Source organism: Streptomyces sp. NPDC013187 (assembly GCF_042899705.1).
Taxonomy (GTDB): domain Bacteria; phylum Actinomycetota; class Actinomycetes; order Streptomycetales; family Streptomycetaceae; genus Streptomyces; species Streptomyces hawaiiensis_A.
The window spans coordinates 343,094-363,043 of record NZ_JBIBAF010000007.1; the positions used below are offsets into that span (position 1 = coordinate 343,094).

Sequence of the window (19,950 nt, forward strand, 5' to 3'; positions counted from 1 at the left end):
ATGTCGAGTCCCGATCAGCGGGCAACCGCCTGGCTGAACGCCACCTACGGTGGCCTCGTGCGGCTGGCCGTCGGGCGCCCCGTGCACGAAACGGCGGCCGCATGGCTGATGGCCTGCCGACCGCTGCCGCAGCCGGGGTTTCCGGAGACGCCGATGATGGCCGCGTCGGTCGTCGTGCCCAAGGACGGCGGGACCCCGTTCCACCCGGCGCCCAGTGCTCCACTCGCGGACCTGGAACCCGTGGCACCGGAAGATGCGGCTCGCCGGGTCGAGACGCAGCCCCGTCGGATCAACATCCGCGGATGTGTCGTGACTCTGCACTCCACGATCAACGGCGCCCCGTCCACGCCCCTGCCCTGGCAGCCGTCGGACGAGGCGCCCGGCTGGTGGGAACGGCTGACGCGCCGCTATTTCCCCGAGTTCACGCGCGTCGAGGCCGGCGGTTGGGACGACGTGATCCGGGCGGTCACCGAGACCGGCCCGGACACCCGTGGCCTGGTCTGGGTCCGCCGGGAGGTCGGTGGCCACGAGGCGACCGGCAACCTGCTCTACGCGCACAACCACAAGGGACAGGTGGTCCTCCTCGACGCACTGACCTCCTCCCTCGCCCGCCTCGACCCGTCCCTGGTCCGTGAGCTCGTGCTGCTCCGCGCACTGCCCGGCGCGTTCACGCCGCGCCTCACCCCGTGGGAGCACGCGGCACCCGACTTCGCCTCCGCGGTCGACAAGGCACGCCGCTGGCTTCAGGACGCCTACCACGGCGAAGTGGAACTGCACGCCCCGACGGCGCAGGACGAGACCACTCGCGGCTGGGTCTTCTCCTGCAACACGAGCCGTTTCCTGCGCGAAGGCCACTGGCAGGACTGCATGCTCGACGCGACGGTCGTGGTCCCGAAGGACGAGACCGCACCCTTCGGCCTGCCCAACACCGACCCGTGGAGCTGGCTCGCCCGCTGGGACGCGGGCGCCACCCCCGGAGGGGCGGACCTGCCGAAGCCACCGCCTCCCGCCCGCGCCGCGTGGTTCGAGTCGACGCTCGCCGACCTCGGCCCCGTGCTGTCCGTGTCCGAGCACCAGGACTGGGCGGCGGCGGTCGAGGCGGCTTCCGCACTGCCGGTCGCGGCCCGCGCCCTGATCTGGGCTCGCCGTACGGACGGCCGGGGCCGTGAGGCCGTCGGCCAGCTGGTGAACGCGCTCCGACTGGAGGACGGCGTCGTCCTGGTCGACGGTGCGTCGGGCGAGCCGGCCGTCCTGGACCCGGTGGGAGTCCACCGGTTGCACGTCGTCCGGTACCGCTGAGGGACGTCAGGGCAGGCAGCGCCGGTGAGCCCGACCCGATGGCCGGGGCGATGCACGTCTCGCTCAGGCCGTCGGGGCGTCATCCCGGCCGGTAGGCCGCCGCGGCACGCCCGTCACACCGGTCGGCCCGTGCGACGCGGGGCCGGAGGCGGAGAGCGGGAAGACGTCGGGTGGGCGATGAGTTCTGCGGCCGGTGCCGGTCTACCTTCCGGACGACACACGGAGGAGCAGCCCCATGACCGACAGCACCACCGGCACGACCAGCCCGACCCTCGACCTCGGACCCCAGACGGAGGCTCTTGCGCAGCTGGTGGCCGGTGTCGGCGACGAGCAGCTGGCCGAGGCGACTCCCTGCCCCGAGTACGCGGTGCGCCACCTGCTCGGCCACCTGGCGGGACTGTCCGCCGCCTTCCGGGACGCCGCCCGCAAGGACCTCGGCGCCACGACCGACACCAGCCCGGACTCCGCACGGCCCGACCTCGCGCCCGGCTGGCGCGAGGACCTGCCCGAGGTCCTCGCCGAACTGGCCGAGGCCTGGCGCGACCCGTCCGCCTGGACGGGCATGACCCGGGCCGGGGGCGTCGACCTGCCGGCAGAGATCGCGGGCCTGGTCGCCGTCGACGAACTGGTGATCCACGGCTGGGACCTGGCCCGCGCCACCGGACAGCCGTACCGCCCCGACCCGGCCGCGCTCCGGGCCTGCCACGAGTTCCTCGCCGCTTCGGCCGACGACCCCCAGCGCGGCGCCATCTTCGGGCCGATCGTCACCGTCGACGCGGCCGCGCCCCTGCTGGACCGTGCGGTGGGACTGAGCGGGCGGGACCCGGGGTGGACGCGCGCCGTCTAGGTGTATGAGGGCTCGACGTCGGTGACGCTCTCGCGGAGGCGTGCTGCCGGCGGCTTTCCGGCGGCAGCACGTGATCCGTTGCGCGGACCACCTCTCGTCGCGGCGCCAAACCTCGATCTGCTCGATGATCCATGCTGGAGTCGCGTTCGGACTCCGGTGCGGGCTCGACGGCCGGTCTCGCGACCCCGCATCACCGTGTAGCTCGCCGTCCTCTCGAAGTCAGCCAACGGCAGGCGCGCGGGACAGGTGTCGCGCCTGCCGCATTGCGGCCTTTCAGCCCCGCGGTGCGACACGGATACGGTTCCCGTCAGGATCGGCTGCGAGGAAGGTCAGCCCGAACCCCGCATCATGTGGCTCCTGCAGGATCGTGACGCCCTTGGACTGCCACTGCTTGAAGATCGCATTGATCTCGTCGGGCCCCTCGTTGCTGGCCAGACAAACCTCACTGGTGCGCGGGACGTCCGCTGACAGATCCTCGAACTGGCCAGACCACAGAGCGAGGTCAGCGCCTGGCCCGAGGTCGAAGGTGATGTATCCCGGAGTCTCGAACGAAGGGCTCATGCCGAGGAGGTCGCCGTAGAAGCGCGCTGCGGCGGGAGCGTCGTTCACATAGACGATGGACACGACGGATGTGGTCATGGTCGTTCCTTCTCACAGGTCGTAGGTACGCATCCACCAGCCTCACCGGGATATGCGCCGCCCCCTGTCGCAATTCCTGAAAAAATCGGTGTGTGACCCCAGACCGCTTCTTCTCCCTGATGCTGCTCCTCGCCTCGAGGGATGCCGTGACCACACAGGAGCTTGCCTCGGCGCTCGGGGTGTCCCTTCGAACCATCACCCGGGATCTGAACTGGCTCCGCGACGCCGGTCTGCCGGTGACCGCGCGACGGGGCCGCCTCGGAGGCGTGACCATGCTGCCCGGGTCCGGGCTGGACCTCACGCGACTCACACCGGACGAGCGTGATCATCTGTCGCTCACCGGGCTGGATGAGAAGCAGCGTGCGGAGCTCAACGCATCCGTCGAAAGCCATCGCGCGCTCTCCAAGATCGGCGCCACACAGTCACGTCGAGCTCATGAGCTCCTGCCCCTCACCGACGTCGTGCACGTGGACAGCCGTCCCTGGCTCCAGGCGCGAGATTCCGACACGACTCCGGCTTCACTGATCGGCCCAGTGCGGCGCGGTCGTCGGCTGCGGATCGAGTACGACAGTCCCCACGAGTCATGCTCACGCATCCTGGTCGTGGACCCCTACGGGCTGCTCGCCAAGGCCGGCACCTGGTACCTCGTCGCCGACTGCGCCCGAGTGCCACGGATGTACCGACTCGAACGGATCACGGCCTGGACAGCAGTCGACCAGCCACGACGGATCCGCGAGAACCAGACCCTGGCCACCGTCGCTGCAGCGCTCGTCGCCCAGTGGGAACACAACCATGGGATAGAGGTCAGCGCCACCATCGACCAGACCCAGATCGAGCGAGCGCAACGGATCTTTGGCCAACGACTCGTCCAGGACGGCCATGAAGAATCCGCCACCGGCCACAAGGTGACGATCCGCTTCCTGCATCTGGAGGACGTGCGAGCGCTACTGCCGTTCGGAAGTGCCATCACCGTGCACGGCCCCACCGAAGCCAGGGCTCACCTCAGCAACCTCGCCAGCAACCTCGCCCACCACTATGCGCCGTCGCCAACGTCCTGACCCGCAACATCCAGGACGCAACCCGTCAGAACGCACCACCCCGGACGGCACTTCGTAGAAAGCGATTGCACCTTCCTCTGTCGAAAGCATTGACGAACCCCACGCGCCCTCCTACCGTCATCGCGTCGTACTTCGTACGTCATATATGAGACGCGATACGCGAGATCCGATACGCGATCCATCGAGACGCGAGATCCGAGAGGCGCGCATGACCTCTGTGCCCACGCCGATCCCCTCCCGCACGCAGTACGTGCTGGAGGGGATCAAACACCGCATCCTCACCGGGCAGCTGACGCCCGGGCAGGCGCTGGTCGAGACCGAGCTCGCCGCGCAGTTCGGGGTGTCCAAGACCCCGGTGCGCGAGGCGCTCAAGACCCTCGCCGGCACCGGGCTGGTCGTGATGAGCCAGTACAAGGGCGTCACCGTGCGCCTGGTGGACGCGGACATGGCGCGCGAGGTCTACGACGTACGGCTGCTGCTGGAGCCCGAGGCGCTGCGGCGGGCCGTGCAGCGCGGGGCGTCCCTGGACGCCGCCCGTGACGCACTGACCCGCGCCGACGTCGCCACCGACACCGCCGAACGCTCCCTCGCCAACCGGGAGTTCCACCGCTCCCTGTACCTGCCGTGCGGCAACCCGCTGCTGGGCCGGATGCTCGACGAGGTCCGTGACCAGGCCGCCCTGGTCTCCGCCGTCGCCTGGGCCGCCTCGCCCTCCTGGGAGCGCGAGGCCGGCGAGCACCGGGAGATCCTGCGGCTCGCCCTCGACGGCGACGCCGACGGCGCGGCGCGTGCCCTGCACGCCCACATCGCGTCCTTCGTGCAGCGCGCTTTCCCCGAGGCAGGACTGGAACAGGAAGGTCAGGAATGAGCAGCGTGGCGTTCGAGACCCAGCGGGCGGCCCTGGCCGACGTGGTGGCGATCCCGGTGACCCCGTTCGCCGAGGACGGCTCCGTCGCGCGGGACACCCACCGGGCCCTGATGCGCCGCCTGCTCGACGGTGGCATCACGACCCTCACCCCGAACGGCAACACCGGCGAGTTCTACGCCCTCACCCCCGAAGAGCGCCGGCTCGTCACGGAACTGACGATCGACGAGGCCGGGGAACGGGCCGTCGTGCTGGTCGGCGTCGGACACGACGTCCCCACCGCCGTCGCCTCCGCCCGGCACGCCCGGGAGCTCGGCGCGCAGATGGTGATGGTCCACCAGCCGGTCCACCCGTACGTCTCACAGGCCGGCTGGGTCGACTACCACCGCGCCATCGCCGAGGCCGTGCCCGAGCTGGGCGTCGTGCCGTACATCCGCAACGCGCAGCTCACCGGTGCCCGGCTCGCCGAACTCGCCGACCTCTGCCCGAACGTCATCGGCGTGAAGTACGCCGTCCCCGACGCGGCCCGGTTCGCCGCGTTCGCCCGGGACGCGGGCCTCGAGCGGTTCGTCTGGGTGGCGGGGCTCGCCGAGCCGTACGCCCCCTCCTACTTCTCCGCCGGTGCCACCGGCTTCACCTCGGGGCTGGTGAACGTCGCCCCGGCCGTCTCCCTGAACATGATCGAGGCGCTGCGCTCCGGCGACTACCGGGCCGCCATGAAGGTCTGGGAGCAGATCCGGCGCTTCGAGGAACTGCGCGCGGCCAACGGCTCCGCAGACAACGTCACCGTCGTCAAGGAGGCCCTCGCCTCCCTAGGGCTGTGCCGCCGCGAGGTCCGCCCGCCGAGCAAGCCGCTGCCGGAGAGCGGGCGTGCCGAGGTCGCCGCGATCGCCGCGGGGTGGTCGATATGACCGGGCGGCTGCGTCCCGAGGAGCTCAGGAGCCACCAGTGGTACGGCGTCGAGGGGCAGCTGCGCACCTGGTCGCACAACGCCCGGATGCGCCAGCTCGGTTACGAGGCGGAGGAGTACCGGGGCCGCCCGGTGATCGCCGTCCTGAACACCTGGTCCGACATCAACCCCTGCCACGTCCACCTGCGCGAGCGGGCCGAGGCGGTCAAGCGGGGGGTCTGGCAGGCGGGCGGCTTCCCACTGGAGTTCCCGGTCGCCACGCTCTCCGAGACGTACCAGAAGCCGACCCCGATGCTCTACCGCAACCTGCTCTCCATGGAGACGGAGGAGCTGCTGCGGTCGTACCCCGTCGACGCGGCGGTGCTGCTCGGCGGCTGCGACAAGTCGACGCCCGCGCTGCTCATGGGCGCGGCCTCGGCCGACGTACCGTCCCTCTTCGTGCCCGCGGGACCGATGCTGCCGGGCCACTGGCGCGGCGAGACCCTCGGGTCCGGCACCGACATGTGGAAGTACTGGGACGAGCACCGCGCGGGCAACCTGACCGACTGCGAACTGCGGGAGCTGCAGGGCGGGTTGGCCCGGTCACCGGGCCACTGCATGACCATGGGGACCGCGTCGACCATGACCGCGGCGGCGGAAGCCCTCGGCATGACGCTGCCGGGCGCCTCATCGATCCCCGCCGTGGACTCCGGGCACGAGCGGATGGCCGCCGCCTCCGGGCGCCGTGCCGTGGAGCTCGCCTGGACCGCGCTCAAGCCGTCCCGGATCCTCACCCGTGAGGCCTTCGAGGACGCCGTCACCACGGTGCTCGGGCTCGGCGGCTCCACCAACGCCGTGATCCACCTCATCGCGATGGCGGGGCGCAGCCAGGTCGACCTCACCCTCGACGACTTCGACCGCATCGCCCGCACGGTGCCGGTGCTCGCCAACGTCCGGCCCGGCGGACAGACGTACCTCATGGAGGACTTCCACTTCGCCGGCGGTCTGCCCGCCTTCCTCTCGCGGATCACCGACCTGCTGCACCTGGACCGGCCCACCGTCAACGGAACCCTGGGAGAACAGATCGAGGGCGCCGTCGTCCACGACGACGACGTCATCCGCACCCGCGAGAACCCGGTCGCCGCCGAGGGCGGGGTCGCCGTACTACGCGGCAACCTCTGCCCCGACGGCGCGGTCATCAAGCACATCTCCGCCGAGCCGCACCTGCTCAAGCACACCGGTCCCGCGGTCGTCTTCGACGACTACAGGACCATGCAGCGCACGATCAACGACCCCGGGCTGGACATCACCGCCGACAGCGTGCTGGTACTGCGCAACTCGGGGCCCAAGGGCGGCCCCGGCATGCCCGAGTACGGCATGCTCCCGATCCCAGACCACCTGCTCAAGCAGGGCGTGCGCGACATGGTCCGTATCTCCGACGCCCGGATGAGCGGCACGAGCTACGGCGCCTGCGCCCTGCACATCGCGCCCGAGTCGTACGTCGGCGGGCCGCTCGCCCTGGTCCGCACCGGCGACTCGATCACCCTGGACGTCGAGGCCCGCGCCCTGCAACTCAACGTGAACGAGGAGGAGTTGGAGAGCCGCCGCAAGGGCTGGGTTCCCCCGCCCACCCGCTACGAGCGCGGCTACGGCGCGCTCTACAACGAGCAGATCACCCAGGCCGACACCGGCTGCGACTTCGAGTTCCTGGCAAGGCCGGGCAAGGCCCCGGATCCCTACGCCGGTTGACCCATCCCCTTCAGGGGCGTGGGGAACTGCGCGGCAGAGCACAACGAGTCCGCACTCGCCACACCACCGCAAGAGGCACCCCGTTCGCGCACTCCAGGCGGACCCCCGCACATCGAGAAAGCGCTTCCCGTACGACCGTACCGAGATCGGAGACCCTGTCATGGCCCAAGCCGCAGCCGTGGCGAAACCGCCCGCGCCACCCCGGCGGCGCCGGGCCTCCGCCACGCCGCGCAGGCTCCCGTACCTGCTGATCGCACCGGCCGCCCTGCTGATGCTGGGCTTCATCGCCTACCCGGTCATCAGCGTCTTCTACTACAGCCTGCAGAACTACAACCCCACCAAGCCGTGGCGCAACGGCTACGCGGGCTTCGACAACTTCGTCCACGCCTTCACCAAGGACCCCGTCTTCTGGGACACCCTGGTCTTCAGCGCCAAGTGGGTCGTCGTCGAGGTCGGCCTCCAGCTGCTGTTCGGCCTCGCGCTCGCCCTCATCGTCAACCAGACCTTCGTCGGCCGGGGCCTGGGACGAGCCCTGGTGTTCTCCCCCTGGGCCGTCTCCGGCGTGCTGACCTCCGCGATCTGGGTGCTGCTCTACAACTCCCAGACGGGCATCACCCGTTACCTCGCCGACATGGGCATCGGCTCCTACGGCACGAGTTGGCTTTCGGACACCTCGACCGTGTTCCCGGCGGCGGTCGTCGCCGACCTGTGGCGCGGCGTGCCCTTCTTCGCGATCCTCATCCTCGCCGACCTCCAGTCCGTCTCGAAGGACCTCTACGAGGCCGCCGAGGTCGACGGCGCCAGCCGCATCAAGCAGTTCTGGCACATCACGCTGCCGCACCTGAAGGACGCCATCATCCTGTCCACGCTGCTGCGCGCGGTGTGGGAGTTCAACAACGTCGACCTGCTCTACACCCTGACCGGCGGCGGCCCCGCGGGCGAGACGACCACGCTGCCGCTGTACATCGCCAACACATCCGTCGACGCCCACAACTTCGGCTACGCGTCGGCCCTGACCACGGTGGCGTTCGTGATCCTGCTCTTCTGCTCGATGGTCTACCTGCGGCTGAGCAAGTTCGGAGGCGAGAAGTGAGCGTCAAGGAAGCCACCAGGACGGCGCCCGCTCCCGTGCCCGCCACCCCCGGACCCCCGCACCCCGCCAAGGGCAAGCGCGCCTGGGACGAGGCACCCCGCTGGCAGATCTACCTGCCCCTGGGCATCTACCTGGTCTTCACCCTCATCCCCTTCTATTGGATCCTGCTCTTCTCGCTGCGCCCCGCCGGTTCGACCTCGCTCGTGCCCTGGCCGATCACCTTCGACCACTTCGAGAAGGTCTGGACGGACCGCAGCTTCGGCACCTACTTCACCAACAGCGTGCTCGTCGGCGTCGCCACCCTGCTCATGACGACCCTCGTCGCGCTGGCCGGCGGTTACGCCCTCGCCCGGTTCGACTTCAAGGTCAAGCGGGCGTTCATGCTGGCGCTGCTGTGCTCCCAGTTCGTGCCGGGCGCGCTGCTGCTGGTCCCGCTGTTCGAGATCTTCGCCGAACTCCAGATGATCAACTCGCTGGGCAGTGTCATCCTCGCCGAGACGGTCTTCCAGCTGCCGCTGTCGATGATCCTCATCAGCAACTTCATCAAGAACGTGCCGTACTCCCTGGAGGAGGCGGCCTGGGTCGACGGCTGCAACCGTATGACGGCCTTTCGTATCGTGGTGCTGCCGTTGCTGCGGCCCGGCCTGATCGCCGTCGGCTCCTTCGCCTTCGTCCACTCCTGGAACCACTTCCTGTTCGCCCTGATGTTCCTGAACAACCAGGACAAGCAGACGATCCCCGTCGGCCTCAACTCCCTGATGAGCGCCGACAGCGTCGACCTGGGCGCGCTCGCCGCGGGCGGCATCATCGCGGCCGTCCCGGTGGTGATCGTGTTCGCCTTCATCCAGAAATGGCTGATCACCGGGTTCAGTGCGGGGGCGGTGAAGGGATGAGGGGCAGGCACCTGGCCGTCGCGGCCGGGCTGCTCGGAGTACTCTGCGTGCCCGCACACGCCGAGGCCCGGGACATCGGCCGCGACACCCTCCCGGCGAACGACGGCTGGGCGGCCGAAGGAGCGGGCACCACCGGGGGAGCGGCCGCCGACGCCGACCACGTGTACACGGTGACCGACCGGGCCGGCCTCGTCCGCGCCCTCGACGGCGGCAGCGACACCCCGAAGATCATCAAGATCGCCGGGACGATCGACGCCAACACCGACGACGACGGCGACCGCCTGGACTGCGCCGACTACGCCACCGGCGGCTACGCCCTGAAGAAGTACCTGGCCGTCTACGACCCCCGCACCTGGGGCTCGGCCAAGCCCAGCGGCCCTCAGGAGGAGGCCCGTCAGGCGTCCGCCGCCCGGCAGGCCGAGCGGATCGTGCTGCCCGTCGGCTCCAACACCACCCTCGTCGGACTCGGCGACTCGGCCGTCCTGAAGGGCGCGAGCCTCCAGGTCAAGAACGCGGACAACGTCATCGTCCGCAACCTCGACCTGCGCGACGCCTACGACTGCTTCCCCGTCTGGCAGCCGAACACCGGCGGCCTCGGCGACTGGAAGACGGCCTACGACAACATCTGGCTGACCGGAGCCACCCATGTGTGGGTGGACCACGTGACCCTGAGCGACAAGGGCCACCCCGACGCGAAGGAACCCACCCACTTCGCCCGCAACTACCTGCGCCACGACGGCCTGCTGGACATCACAGGCGGCTCGGACCTCGTCACCGTCTCCTGGAGCCGTTTCGCAGGCCACGACAAGGCGATGCTGATCGGCAACAGCGACACCGCCACCGGCGACCGCGGCAAACTCCGGGTCACTCTGCACCACAACGCCTTCGACTCCGTCGTCCAGCGCGCCCCGCGCGTCCGCTTCGGCCAGGTCCACGTCTACAACAACCGCTACGACATCACCGGCGACGACCACCGCTACTCCCTCGGAGTCTCCACCGAGTCGAGGATGTACGCCGAGAACAACGCCTTCCACGCGCCGGGCCACGTGGAGGTCGCCGACCTGGTCAAGAGCTGGAACGGCAGCGCCCTGCACCAGAGCGGCACGCTCTTCAACGGCTTCCCGGTCGACCTGCTCGCGATCCACAACGCGTACAACTCGGGCAGCGAGCGCGATCTGACGGCCGACGTCGGCTGGACGCCCACCCTGCACGGGCGGATCGACAGCGCCGCGGCAGCCGACCGGGCGGTGGCCCGCGGCGCGGGTGCGGGGAGGATCCGGTGACCGGCCGCATGATCGACGCCATGAACACACCTCTGCCTGTCGTCCTCGCCGGTGCCAGGGGCCACGGCCGCTGGCACGTCGAGAACATCCGCCGGCTCCAGAAGCAGGGCCTCGTGCGGCTCGTCGGCGTCTGCGAACTGACGCCGCTCACCGAGGAGGAGCTCGGCGACCTCGGTACGCCCGAGCAGTCCGCCGACTTCGGCGCCCTGCTGGAGACCACCGGCGCGCGGATCGCCGTAATCTGCACCCCGATCCCGACCCACACCGACCTCGCCCTCACGGCGGCCGAACGCGGCGTGCACCTTCTCCTGGAGAAGCCTCCCGCCCCCTCCTACGCCGAGTTTCGCCGGATGGCCGACGGGGTCGCCGCTGCCGGGGTCGTCTGCCAGATCGGCTTCCAGTCGCTGGGCTCGCACGCCCTGACGGCCATCCGCGAGCTGATCGAGAAGGGCGCGATCGGCAAGCTCGTCGGGATCGGCGGCGCCGGTGCCTGGGTGCGCGACGAGGACTACTTCCGGCGGGCGCCCTGGGCGGGCAAGCGGCGGCTGAACGGTGTCGACGTGATCGACGGGGCGCTGACCAACCCCCTCGCGCACGCCGTAGCCACCGCCCTCGCCCTGGGCGGCAGCACCCGCGCCGAGGACGTCACCGGCATCGAGACCGAACTGCTGCGCGCCAACGCCATCGAGTCCGACGACACCTCCTGCGTCCGGATCACCACCGCGCAGGGCCACCCGGTGACGGTCGCCGCGACCCTGTGCGCCGAGGAGGCGGACGAGCCGTACGTGCTCGTGCACGGCAGCAGCGGACGGATCACCTTCTGGTACAAGCAGGACCGGCTTCTGCTCCAGCGCGCCGGACACGGCCCGCAGGAGTCCGAGCACGGCCGCACCGACCTGCTGGAGAACCTCGTCGACCACCTCACCACCGGCGCCGACCTGCTCGTCCCGCCGGACGAGACCGGCGCCTTCATGAAGGTCGTCGAGGCCATCCGCACCGCACCCGACCCGGCGCCCCTGCCGGACTCCGCCTGGCACCGCATCCCCGAAGAGAACCGCCGTGTGGTGCCCGGCATCGACGGGCTCGTCGCGGCCGCCGCCGACACCCTCTCCCTCTACTCCGAGCTCGGCGCCCCCTGGGCGCACCTGTCGAACGAGGTGAGCACCCGATGACCAGCAACGGCACAGCGGTCCTGCGCGTCGCGGGCCGGCCGGTCGGCCGGTACGTCACCCGGCCCGAACTGCCGGCCCGGCTCTCCCCGCGCCCCTACCTGCACCCCGTCACCACCCTGTCCGGCACGGCCGTGACCGAACTGACCCCGGCCGACCACGCACACCACCTCGGCGTCGGTGTCGCCGTTCCCGACGTCGAGGGGTTCAACTTCTGGGGCGGACGCACCTACGTCCGCGACCACGGCCCGACCGAGCTCGACAACCACGGCTCGCAGCGGCACGTCGCCTTCCAGCTGCGCGACCCGGACGGCTTCGTCGAGGAGCTGCGCTGGGTGGCCGCGGGCGGCGAACTGCTGCGCGAACGCCGGACCGTCGCGGCCACCGAACTCACCGACCGGGCCTGGGCGCTGGACCTCACGTTCTCCCTCACCAACGTCACCGCGAGCCCGCTGTCGATCGGCAGCCCGGCGACCAACGGACGCCCGGGCGCGGCCTACGGCGGCTTCTTCTGGCGCGCCCGCAAGGAGGCCTCCGCGCCGGAGGTCTTCACGGCCGGAGCCGAGGGGGAGGACAAGGTCCACGGCCGCCCCGCCGACTGGCTCGCCCTGCGGGGCGGTACCTGGACGCTGGTCTTCGCCGGCGCCACCGGACAGACCCGACGCGACCCGTGGTTCGTGCGCACCGAGGAGTACCCGGGCGTCGGCTCCTCCCTGGCTCACGACGAGCGGGTGCCGGTCCCGCCGGGTGAGACCGTGGTGCGCCGGGTGGTCACCGTCGTCGCCGACGGCCGTCTCGACCGGGACGGCGCGGCGGCCCTCGTCCGCAAGGCGGTGAGCCCGTGACCTCCGAGACCTACCGCAATCCGATCCTGAACGCCGACTGGTCCGATCCGGACGTCGTCCGTGTCGGTGACGACTTCTACCTGACCGCCTCCAGTTTCGGCCGCGCCCCCGGCCTGCCGCTGCTGCACTCCCGGGACCTCGTCAACTGGACCCTCGTCGGCCACGCCCTCGACCGCCTGGAACCGGCCGAGGAGTTCGCCACGCCCCGGCACGACTGCGGCGTCTGGGCCCCGTCCCTCCGGTATCACGACGAGCGCTTCTGGATCTTCTGGGGCGACCCCGACCAGGGTGTCTTCCAGGTCAACGCCCCGCAGATCAGGGGCCCGTGGACCCGGCCGCACCTGGTGATGGCGGGCAAGGGGCTGATCGACCCCTGCCCCCTGTGGGACGACGAGACCGGCGAGGCCTATCTGGTCCACGCCTGGGCCAAGTCCCGCTCGGGTGTCAAGAACCGCCTCACCGGCCACCGCATGCGCCCCGACGGCACCGGCCTCCTCGACGAGGGCAAGGTGATCGTCGACGGCGACCGCATACCCGGCTGGTTCACCCTCGAAGGCCCCAAGCTCTACCGGCACGACGGCTGGTTCTGGATCCTCGCCCCCGCCGGTGGCGTGGAGACCGGCTGGCAGGGCGCGTTCCGCTCACGCGGCTTCTTCGGGCCGTACGAGGAGAGGATCGTCCTGGAGCAGAAGGACACCGACGTCAACGGGCCCCACCAGGGCGGCTGGGTGCGCACCCCGTCCGGCGAGGACTGGTTCCTGCACTTCCAGGAGCGCGGCGCGTACGGCAGGGTCGTCCACCTTCAGCCGATGCGCTGGGGCGCGGACGGCTGGCCGGTGCTCGGGGACGACGGCGCCCCCGTCACCGAACACCGCCGCCCCGCCCTGCCGCCGCAGCCGCCCGCCGCGCCCGCCACCGACGACGACTTCCCCGGCGGGCGCTACGGCCGCCAGTGGCAGTGGACGGCCAACCTGCGGGACGGCTGGGCCACCCAGCACTCCGGGGACGGACTGCGGCTCACCTGCGTCCGCTCGCCGGACACCCACGACCTGCGGAAGCTTCCGAACGTCCTCACTCAGCGGCTGCCCGGCGTCCCGTCCGCCGTCGAGGTGGAGCTGCGCCTGCACAGTGAGGAGCCGGGAGCGCGCGCCGGACTCGCGGTCCTGGGGGACGCGTTCAGCTGGATCGGCCTCCAGCGCGGGGCCGACGGCACCGTCCACCTCGTGCACCGGTTCGCCGAGGGGGTTGCCGCGCGGGAGCGCGACGCGGCCCACCCCTGCCTCGCACCCGAAGGGCGCGTCAGGCTCCGCATCGAGATCGGAGCCGGAGCCCGCTGCCGCTTCTCCTACGACCTCGGCGAGGGCCCGATCCCCTCGGGTCCCGTTTTCGCAGCCACCCCGTGGCGCTGGGTCGGCGCCCTGCTCGGCCTCTTCGCCCTCGCGCCCGTCGGGCCGGGACACGCGGGCGCCGCCACGTTCACGCAGTTCCGGATCACCGACCTGTAACCACCGCATTCGTACGCCCCTCACGCCTGTTGGGAGCCGCAATGACGCACCTCCGTAGCAAGCGCTTGCCCAGACCGGGTGCCGCCCTGGCCGCCCTAGCCGGCCTGGTCGCCGCCCTGGGACTGGGCGCGACCGGTGAGGCGAGGGCCGCCGAACCCGCCTCGGCCGAGAAGTCCGCACCGGCCACCGCCCGCTGGACCGACCGGGCCCACGGCTTCGCCTCGTTGGCCGGAGGCACCACGGGCGGTGCCGGCGGCAAGGTCGTCACCGTCACCGACCAGGCCTCGCTGGCGAAGTACGCAGCCGCCGAGGAGCCCTACGTCATCCGGGTGGCCGGGGCGGTCGACGTCGAGCCCTTCGGCTCGAACATCGTCGTCGCCTCCGACAAGACGATCATCGGCGTCGGCGACACCGGTGAGATCGTCCACGGCGAACTGCACCTCAAACCCGGCACGCACAACGTCATCATCCGCAACCTGACGATCCGCGACTCCTACGTCGAGGGCGACTGGGACGGCAAGACCAACGACTTCGACGCCATCCAGATGGACACCGTCCACCACGTCTGGATCGACCACAACCGCTTCACCCACATGGGCGACGGCCTGCTCGACATCCGCAAGGACAGTCAGTACGTAACCGTCTCCTACAACCAGTTCAGCGACCACAACAAGGCCCTCGGGATCGGCTGGACGGACAACGTCCAGACTCAGATCACCATCGACCACAACTGGTTCACCGGCACGAAACAGCGCAATCCCTCGGCGGACAACTGCGCCTACGCGCACCTGTACAACAACTACGTCTCGGCACAGGTGGCCGACGACGACCCGGTGTGGACGTACGGGAACTGGTCCCGGGGCCGCACCAAGATGGTCATCGAGAACAGTTACTACGACCGGGTCCAGCACCCCTACCAGGCCGATACCACCGCGGCACTGGTCGAGCGCGGATCGATCCTGAGGAAGACGAGCGGGCGGACCGACGAGTGGGGTGCCGCATTCGACCCGCGGGACTTCTACGACTACCGGCTGGACTCCGCCCGCGCCGTCCCCGCCCTGGTGAAGAAGTTCTCCGGTCCGCAGAGCCGGATCGGCGTGACCCTCGACGTCCCGGGCGCCTACCCGACCGTGCAGGCCGCCGTGGACGCCGTGCCCGACGGCAACGGCGTGCCGGTGACGATCGCCGTCGCGCCGGGCACCTACCGGGAGAAGGTGTTCATCCCGGCGGCCAAGCCGAAGATCCTGCTGCAGGGGACTGGACACGACCGCTCCGACACCGTCATCGTCTTCGACACGCCCGCCGAGTACGGCGGTTCGACGGGCAGTGCCACCGTGCGGATCGCGGCGAACGACGTCACCGCCCGCAACCTCACCTTCAGTAACGACTTCGACGAGGCCGCGGTCGAGCTGAAGGGCGAGCAGGCCCTCGCCATGAAGACCACCGGCGACCGGATCGTCTTCGAGAACACCGCCTTCCTGGGAAACCAGGACACCCTGATGACGGACAGCCCCAAGCTGAACGTGATCAGCCGGGTGTATGTCCACGACTCCTACATCGAGGGTGACGTCGACTTCATCTACGGGCGGGCGACGACCGTGATCGAGCGGTCCGTGATCAAGGCGCTGAGCCGCGGGTCGACGACCAACAACGGGTGGGTCACCGCCGCGTCGACGTGGACGGGCAACCCGTACGGGTTCCTGATCACCCGCTCGAAGATCGTGAGTGACGCGCCGGCCGGGAGCTTCCACCTCGGCCGGCCCTGGCACCCGGGCGGCGAGCCGAACGCGGTGGGCCAGGTGCTGATCCGGGACACCCGGCTGCCCGCCGCGATCAAGTCCTCGCCGTGGACGGACATGAGCGGGTTCTCCTGGAAGGACGCTCGCTTCACGGAGTACGGGAACTACGGGCCGGGGGCCGCCGTCACCCAGGACCGGCCGCAGATGAGCGACGAGGACGCGAGGACGCACACCGTCACCGCCTACCTCAAGGGAAGCGACAACTGGGCACCCCACGCGGGCCGCTGACTCCCCCCACGCGGGCCGCTGCCCTCCCACCACTTCACATCTCCGTTTGATCCAGAAGAGAGAGCCGACCGATGAACAGCAGAATCCGCAGAAGCAGGCGCGCCGCCACGGCCGTCGCCCTGGGCTCCGTCCTCGCCCTGACCGCGACCGCCTGTGGCGACGACGGCAGTGGCGCCGGTGGGGACAAGGGAGCCGAGGGCAGCGGCAAGGGAAAGATCGTCTTCTGGGACAACAACGGCGGTGTCCGCACGGACATCTGGAAGCAGATCATCGCCGACTTCGAGAAGGCGAACCCGTCCGTCAAGGTCGAGTACGTCGGTATCTCCGCCACTGAGTACCAGTCCAAGGTCGACACCGCCATCCAGGGCGGCGGCCTGCCGGACGTCGGTGGTGTCGGCGCGGCGATGGCCGCCGGGTTCGCCGCCCAGAACGCGCTGGACCCCCTGGACGGCCGGCTCGGCAAGTCCTCGCTCCAGGGCAAGCTCAACGAGGGCATGGTCGAGTCGCTGAAGTCCGCCGGCGGCGGCGACGCGCTGTACTCGGTCCCGACCTCCGCGAACAACGGCACCCTCTACTACCGCACCGACCTGTTCCGGAAGGCCGGCCTGGACGCGCCCACCACCTGGGAGAAGTTCTACGCGGCCGCCGCGAAGCTCACCAACGCCAAGAAGAACGAGTTCGGCTACACCATCCGCGGTGGCGCCGGCTCCATCGCCCAGGCGCTGGACGCGATGTACGGGCAGTCCGGCATCACGTCCTTCTGGGACGCGAGCGGCAAGAAGACCACGGTCAACGACCCGAAGAACGTCGAGGCGCTGGAGAAGTACGCCGGCCTGTACAAGAAGTACACGCCGGCCGCCGACCTGAACAACGACTTCACCAAGATGGTCGCGCAGTGGGACTCCGGCACGATCGGGATGCTCAACCACAACCTGGGCTCCTACCAGGACCACGTGAAGGCGCTCGGCACCGGCAAGTTCCGCGGCATCCCGCAGCCCACCGGCCCCGGCGGCAAGCGTGTCCAGGTCTCCAACCCGGTCGACGGACTCGGCCTGTTCAAGAGTTCCAAGAACAAGGAGGCCGCCTGGAAGTTCATCGAGTTCGCCGCCTCGCACGCGTCCAACTCCAAGTGGAACGAGTCGGCCGGCGCCATCCCGTCGAACACGGACGCCGCCAAGGACGCCTGGATCTCCAAGGCCGAGCCGACCAAGCTCGCCGCCGAGGCCCTCAACGACGGCTCCACCACCATCGTCCAGCTGCCGTACTACCTGCCGGACTGGAACACCATCTCCAAGGCCGACAACGAGCCCGGCTTCCAGAAGGTCCTGCTCGGCGACATGAGCGCCAAGGACTTCCTGGACACGATGGCCGACCAGCTCAACGAGGCCCAGGCGGAGTGGGACCAGCAGAAGGGCTGACGCCGCCCCGCTTCGCCTCGCCCAGCCCCGGGGCGGCCTGTGGCGTGCAGGCCACAGGCCGCCCCGGGCCCGCTCGCACCGGCGGCGGAACCGCGTACCAAGACATCCCCCACACCCTGAGAGCTCGTAGAAAGAAGGGTTTGTCGTGTCACTGAGCCGTAGACAAGTCACCGCGGCCGCTGTCGCCGCCGTCCCCCTCACCTTCGCCGCGACCGGTAACGCACAGGCCACCGGCCGTCGCTCCCGGACCCTCTACATCGCCGGTGACTCCACCGCCGCCCAGAAGTACACCAGCAATGCCCCGGAGACCGGGTGGGGCATGGCGCTCCCGTTCTTCCTGAAGAACTGGACCGTCGCCAACCACGCCCAGAACGGGCGTAGTTCGAAGAGCTTCGTCGACGAAGGACGGCTCAAGGCCATCCTCTCCGCGATCCAGCCCGGCGACCTCCTCGTCATTCAGTTCGGGCACAACGACGAGAAGTCCGAAGACCCCGCCCGGTACACCCAGCCGTGGTCGACGTACCAGGACTACCTGCGGATGTACATCGACGGGGCTCGGGCGCGCGGAGCCCGGCCCGTCCTCGCCACGTCCGTCGAGCGCCGCAAGTTCGACACGGCCGGCAAGGCTCTGCCCTCGCACGGCGAGTACCCGGCGGCGATGAAGGCGCTCGCCCAGCAGGAGCGCGTGCCGCTGCTCGACATCCAGGCGCTGTCCATCGCCCTGTGGCAGCGGCTCGGTGTCGAGGAGACGAAGAAGTACTTCAACTGGACCTCGACCGAGCAGGACAACACGCACTTCAATCCCCCCGGTGCGATCGCCGTGGCGCGGCTCGTGGCGAGGGAGCTGCTTCGTACGCGGGTGCTCGCGCCGAGCGATCTGCACCGACTGGACGCCTCGATCCCCGCGTCCTGGATCACCTGGCCCCGGCCCGCCGCGTAACCCCCCTCCCCGGAAAAGGAGAACCGCACCATGCGCGCAGATAGATGGCATGGACATGCTGTAAAGAGGAGGGTCGCCGCTCTGGCCGGGTGCACCGCACTGGTCCTGACCCTCACCGGCACCGCCACAGCCCAGGCCCGCCCCGGTGATCCCACCCGGCAGACGCTCGGCACGAAGGACGGGTGGGGCTCGTACGGCAGCGGCACCACCGGTGGCGCCGCCGCCGACGCCGCGCACGTGTACACCGTGACCACCTGGGCCCAGTTCAAGGCCGCCCTCGCCGCGGGCGGGAGCGCGCCGAAGATCATCAAGGTGAAGGGGACCGTCGACGCGGTTTCCGAGGGGTGCGACGCCTTCGCCGTGCCCGGTTACGACTTCGACGCCTATCTGAAGAAGTACGCCCCCGAGACCTGGGGGCGGGACAAGGACCTGAGAGGCGAGCCGGCCGACAGCCCCGAGGGACTGCGACGCGCCTCCTCCGACAACCAGGACAAGGCCATCAAGGCCAACGTGCCGGCCAACACCACCATCATCGGGGTCGGCAAGAACGCGGGTTTCAAGGGCGCCAGCCTCCAGATCGCGGGCGTCGACAACGTCATCATCCGCAACCTCACGTTCGAGAGCCCCCTGGACTGCTTCCCGCAGTGGGATCCGACGGACACCGACACGGGCGCCTGGAACTCCGAGTACGACACCGCCGTCATCAACGGCTCCACCCATGTCTGGATGGACCACAACACCTTCACCGACGGCAGCCACCCCGACAGCAAGGCACCGACGTACTTCGGCACCGTCTACCAGCAGCACGACGGTCAGTTGGACATCATCAAAGGATCCAACTACGTCACCGCCTCCTGGAACGTCTTCGCCGACCACGACAAGACGCTCATGATCGGCAACAGCGACAGCGAGTCGACGGCCGTCCTCGACCGGGGCAAGCTCAAGGTGACGCTCCACCACAACCTGTTCCGGAACGTGATCGAGCGCGCGCCGCGCGTCCGCTTCGGGCAGGTCGACTCGTACAACAACCACTTCGTAGCCGGCCAGGAGTACGTCTACAGCTTCGGCATCGGCAAGGAGTCCCAGCTCGTCGCCGAGCACAACGCCTTCACCCTGGCGAAAGGGGTGAGCCCGGCGAAGATCCTCAAGAAGTGGATGGAGGCGCCGGTCACCGCTGCGAACAACTACGTCAACGGCAAGAAGACCGATCTGATCGCCGTGCACAACGCGGAGATCCCCGGCGAGACCCTGCAGTCGGGCGCCGGCTGGACACCGGCGCTGCGCGCCAGGGTCGACCCGGCGAAGGCCCTCCCCGGCATCGTCGGCCACCGTGCGGGAGCCGGCCGCATCTGCTGACGCCCCCGAGAACCGGCCGGGACGGGCGCACTCCACGAGGTCCGCCCGCCCCGGCCCCGGAACGTACCCGGCCCG

The 19,950-nt window shown here is 70.0% G+C and carries 17 protein-coding genes; 16 read left to right on the forward strand and 1 reads right to left on the reverse strand.

The window, feature by feature from the left end; genetic code table 11:
* On the forward strand, positions 1-1,299 hold the full coding sequence (locus tag ACFY5B_RS17190) for a YrhB domain-containing protein (protein ID WP_389969732.1): 1,299 nt from the start codon (positions 1-3) through the stop codon (positions 1,297-1,299).
* Between the two features lie 235 nt (positions 1,300-1,534).
* On the forward strand, positions 1,535-2,146 hold the full coding sequence (locus tag ACFY5B_RS17195) for a TIGR03086 family metal-binding protein (protein ID WP_389969734.1): 612 nt from the start codon (positions 1,535-1,537) through the stop codon (positions 2,144-2,146).
* A 273-nt stretch (positions 2,147-2,419) separates the two neighbouring features.
* Here ACFY5B_RS17195 and ACFY5B_RS17200 read toward each other — a convergent pair whose 3' ends face one another.
* Positions 2,420-2,785: a VOC family protein gene (locus tag ACFY5B_RS17200; RefSeq protein ID WP_389969736.1), complete on the reverse strand. Its 366-nt coding sequence runs from the start codon at positions 2,783-2,785 to the stop codon at positions 2,420-2,422.
* 92 nt (positions 2,786-2,877) lie between these two features.
* On the opposite strand from ACFY5B_RS17200, the gene ACFY5B_RS17205 reads away from it, so the two are divergent.
* The 14 genes from ACFY5B_RS17205 to ACFY5B_RS17270 all read left to right on the forward strand — a co-directional run bounded on the left by ACFY5B_RS17205 (position 2,878) and on the right by ACFY5B_RS17270 (position 19,875).
* A complete protein-coding gene (locus tag ACFY5B_RS17205) occupies positions 2,878-3,843 on the forward strand; it encodes a helix-turn-helix transcriptional regulator (RefSeq protein ID WP_389969738.1) in 966 nt (321 codons plus the stop codon).
* 208 nt (positions 3,844-4,051) lie between these two features.
* A complete protein-coding gene (locus ACFY5B_RS17210; RefSeq protein WP_389969740.1) occupies positions 4,052-4,711 on the forward strand; it encodes a GntR family transcriptional regulator in 660 nt (219 codons plus the stop codon).
* The gene (locus ACFY5B_RS17215; protein ID WP_389969742.1) at positions 4,708-5,619 is read left to right on the forward strand and encodes a dihydrodipicolinate synthase family protein; all 912 of its coding nucleotides are present in this window, start codon (positions 4,708-4,710) and stop codon (positions 5,617-5,619) included. Before ACFY5B_RS17210 ends, ACFY5B_RS17215 begins: the two co-directional genes overlap by 4 nt.
* Positions 5,616-7,346: an L-arabinonate dehydratase gene (araD, locus tag ACFY5B_RS17220; protein ID WP_389969744.1), complete on the forward strand. Its 1,731-nt coding sequence runs from the start codon at positions 5,616-5,618 to the stop codon at positions 7,344-7,346. Before ACFY5B_RS17215 ends, araD begins: the two co-directional genes overlap by 4 nt.
* Positions 7,347-7,506: 160 nt before the next feature.
* Positions 7,507-8,439: a sugar ABC transporter permease gene (locus ACFY5B_RS17225; protein ID WP_358283629.1), complete on the forward strand. Its 933-nt coding sequence runs from the start codon at positions 7,507-7,509 to the stop codon at positions 8,437-8,439.
* Entirely contained in the window at positions 8,436-9,332 is an 897-nt protein-coding gene (locus ACFY5B_RS17230) for a carbohydrate ABC transporter permease (RefSeq protein ID WP_389969746.1), read from the forward strand. Before ACFY5B_RS17225 ends, ACFY5B_RS17230 begins: the two co-directional genes overlap by 4 nt.
* The gene (locus ACFY5B_RS17235) at positions 9,329-10,615 is read left to right on the forward strand and encodes a polysaccharide lyase family 1 protein (protein ID WP_389969748.1); all 1,287 of its coding nucleotides are present in this window, start codon (positions 9,329-9,331) and stop codon (positions 10,613-10,615) included. Before ACFY5B_RS17230 ends, ACFY5B_RS17235 begins: the two co-directional genes overlap by 4 nt.
* 20 nt (positions 10,616-10,635) lie before the next feature.
* Entirely contained in the window at positions 10,636-11,787 is a 1,152-nt protein-coding gene (locus tag ACFY5B_RS17240; protein WP_389969750.1) for a Gfo/Idh/MocA family protein, read from the forward strand.
* On the forward strand, positions 11,784-12,629 hold the full coding sequence (locus tag ACFY5B_RS17245; protein ID WP_389969752.1) for a PmoA family protein: 846 nt from the start codon (positions 11,784-11,786) through the stop codon (positions 12,627-12,629). Before ACFY5B_RS17240 ends, ACFY5B_RS17245 begins: the two co-directional genes overlap by 4 nt.
* The gene (locus ACFY5B_RS17250) at positions 12,626-14,134 is read left to right on the forward strand and encodes a family 43 glycosylhydrolase (protein WP_389969754.1); all 1,509 of its coding nucleotides are present in this window, start codon (positions 12,626-12,628) and stop codon (positions 14,132-14,134) included. The genes ACFY5B_RS17245 and ACFY5B_RS17250 overlap by 4 nt, the downstream gene beginning before the upstream one ends.
* Positions 14,135-14,175: 41 nt before the next feature.
* On the forward strand, positions 14,176-16,161 hold the full coding sequence (locus ACFY5B_RS17255) for a pectinesterase family protein (protein ID WP_389969756.1): 1,986 nt from the start codon (positions 14,176-14,178) through the stop codon (positions 16,159-16,161).
* Between the two features lie 71 nt (positions 16,162-16,232).
* Positions 16,233-17,579 carry an ABC transporter substrate-binding protein gene (locus tag ACFY5B_RS17260; protein WP_389969757.1) on the forward strand — a complete coding sequence of 449 codons (1,347 nt, stop codon included), beginning with the start codon at positions 16,233-16,235 and terminating at the stop codon, positions 17,577-17,579.
* 145 nt (positions 17,580-17,724) lie between these two features.
* On the forward strand, positions 17,725-18,519 hold the full coding sequence (locus tag ACFY5B_RS17265; protein WP_389969759.1) for a rhamnogalacturonan acetylesterase: 795 nt from the start codon (positions 17,725-17,727) through the stop codon (positions 18,517-18,519).
* 30 nt (positions 18,520-18,549) lie between these two features.
* Entirely contained in the window at positions 18,550-19,875 is a 1,326-nt protein-coding gene (locus tag ACFY5B_RS17270; RefSeq protein WP_389969761.1) for a polysaccharide lyase family 1 protein, read from the forward strand.
* The last annotated feature ends 75 nt before the right edge of the window (positions 19,876-19,950 follow it).